A 1,930-nucleotide genomic window follows, 5' to 3' on the forward strand; every position below is an offset into this window, starting at 1 on the left:
ATCGAAGGGCACGTGCCCGCAGCCGATGTGGATCGCCTGCTGGAAGAACGCCCGGATGCCCGCGGCCTCACCGTCCCCGGCATGCCGGTGGGCTCACCCGGCATGGAAATGGGCGACCGCAAAGACGCCTACGACGTGCTGTTGTTTGATGAAAACGGCACCGAGGTGTTCAGCCACCATCCGGGGAATTAGCCCAAGTTCAAAGTTGAAAGTTCAAAAGCGCGAGAAAGGGCTTGCCATCTTTTATGCCTTGCCCGCGCCCCTATACGTTGAACCGCGAAGCCCCAAGCCGCCAATCAGTCACGGGCATCAACTTCGCGTTTCAACTTTAAACTTTGAACTTTCAACTGCTTGCCGCCCAATCGCATCTCACTGCTGCCCCTCTCTTCAACCTGTCATGGCAACCCTCTAAAGTGTCTGCTTTGCGTGTAACGAGATCCTGAATGCTCCCTTTTTACGACTGGCTGTTGCTGGCCAGCATCTGTGCCCTGGGGGCCATGGCCCCCGGCATCAGCCTGGCGGTGGTGACCCGCCACACCCTACACGGAGGCCACCGGGCCGGCGCGATCGCAGGCGTGACCCACGCCCTTGGCATCGGCATCTGGGCGGCGGCCACCGTCACCGGCATGGCCATCCTGTTCCACCGTTACCCGGTACTGGAGCAGCTTTTTTCCATGGCCGGGGCCATGTTCCTGTTGTGGATGGCATGGAAAAGCTGGCAGGCCGGCCGCGAGCCGCTACCCGCCGCGGATTCAAGCAAGCGCAGCAGCGTGCTTCGCGGCGCCGCCCGGGACGGATTCATGGTGGCGTTCCTCAATCCCAAGGTGGCCCTGTTTTTCCTCGCCGTGTTCAGCCAGTTTCTTGAAGCGGACATGAGCCACCTCGCCCGGGCCCAAATCGTACTCACCGCCATGTTTATCGATGGCGGCTGGTATGTGCTGGTGGCCATCCTGCTGGGACGCAGCCGCTTTCTGCCCTGGTTACGCGACCACCACCACTGGGTGGAGCGAGCCACCGCCGTGCTACTGGTGATCATCGCCGCCAGTGTGGTCATCAATTCACTGATCCGAACCGCTTGACCTTGGGGTTACCCCAAGGTCAATAATGCAAGCATGTCACGTGTATCGAGAAGACAATGCCGGGCGATGATCGCCACCTTGCTCGCCACCACCCTGATGGTGGTGAGCAGCTTGCTGTCTGCCAATACACTCACCATGGCCATGTCCACGGCTACCGACAGCCCCATGACGCCCTCCTCCATGACACACTGTCACCACTCTGCCGACACGCCCGACGGTGACATGACCGCCGGCCACGACATGGCGCAGATGCAGGCCTGCGAAGGCAGCGACAGCTGCCAATGCATCACCCTGTGCCAGATCACCGCTGCCAGTGACACTGCCTTCGTGGCAAATGCCTTTATCCCCTCGCCCCCCGGCACAGACTCCCTCATTACAACGGTTCACGCCGGCATCCATCGCCTGCCGTTACGCCCACCGTCCCTGTCTGTTTGAGCTGATTTTTTTCTCAAACAAACAGGAGTATTCCAATGAAAACGCAATCGCAGATTTCCCTGCCACGACGTCGTTTCGTGCAGGGCCTGGCACTGGGTGCCGCCGGGCTGGGGCTTGGCCTCAACGCCCGTCAACTACTGGCCAGCCAGGGCCATACCGGCGCCCCGACCCTCACCGGTGATACTTTTCACCTGACGCTGGGCGGAACCGACGTCAATATCACCGGTAAGACCCGCCCGGCCACCACCATTAATGGCGGCATTCCCGGCCCGACCCTGCGCTGGAAAGAAGGTGACACCATCACCCTCAAGGTGACCAACCTGTTGCCTGAAACCAGTTCCATACACTGGCACGGCATTCTGCTGCCCTTCCAGATGGACGGCGTGCCGGGGTTGTCCTTCGATGGCATCGCCCCC

General features: G+C 60.9%; 4 protein-coding genes. All 4 read left to right on the forward strand.

What is annotated here, in order from left to right; genetic code table 11:
• The coding region (locus tag A3754_RS25305; protein ID WP_304439873.1) for a DUF411 domain-containing protein at window positions 1-192 on the forward strand (192 nt) is incomplete at its 5' end.
• 251 nt (window positions 193-443) lie between these two features.
• The gene (locus tag A3754_RS25310) at window positions 444-1,079 is read left to right on the forward strand and encodes a LysE family translocator (protein ID WP_063521679.1); all 636 of its coding nucleotides are present in this window, start codon (window positions 444-446) and stop codon (window positions 1,077-1,079) included.
• Window positions 1,080-1,112: 33 nt separating this feature from the next.
• On the forward strand, window positions 1,113-1,514 hold the full coding sequence (locus A3754_RS25315) for a hypothetical protein (protein ID WP_231880792.1): 402 nt from the start codon (window positions 1,113-1,115) through the stop codon (window positions 1,512-1,514).
• Between the two features lie 35 nt (window positions 1,515-1,549).
• On the forward strand, window positions 1,550-1,930 hold a 381-nt coding region (locus A3754_RS25320; protein ID WP_156497229.1), incomplete at its 3' end, for a multicopper oxidase domain-containing protein.

This window comes from Alcanivorax sp. HI0083, assembly GCF_001635175.1.

Bases quoted from the DNA above. Each gene is read 5' to 3' on its own strand.
- A3754_RS25310 (WP_063521679.1), top strand. From the start codon at position 444: ATGCTCCCTTTTTACGACTGGCTGTTGCTGGCCAGCATCTGTGCCCTG.
- A3754_RS25315 (WP_231880792.1), top strand. From the start codon at position 1,113: ATGTCACGTGTATCGAGAAGACAATGCCGGGCGATGATCGCCACCTTG.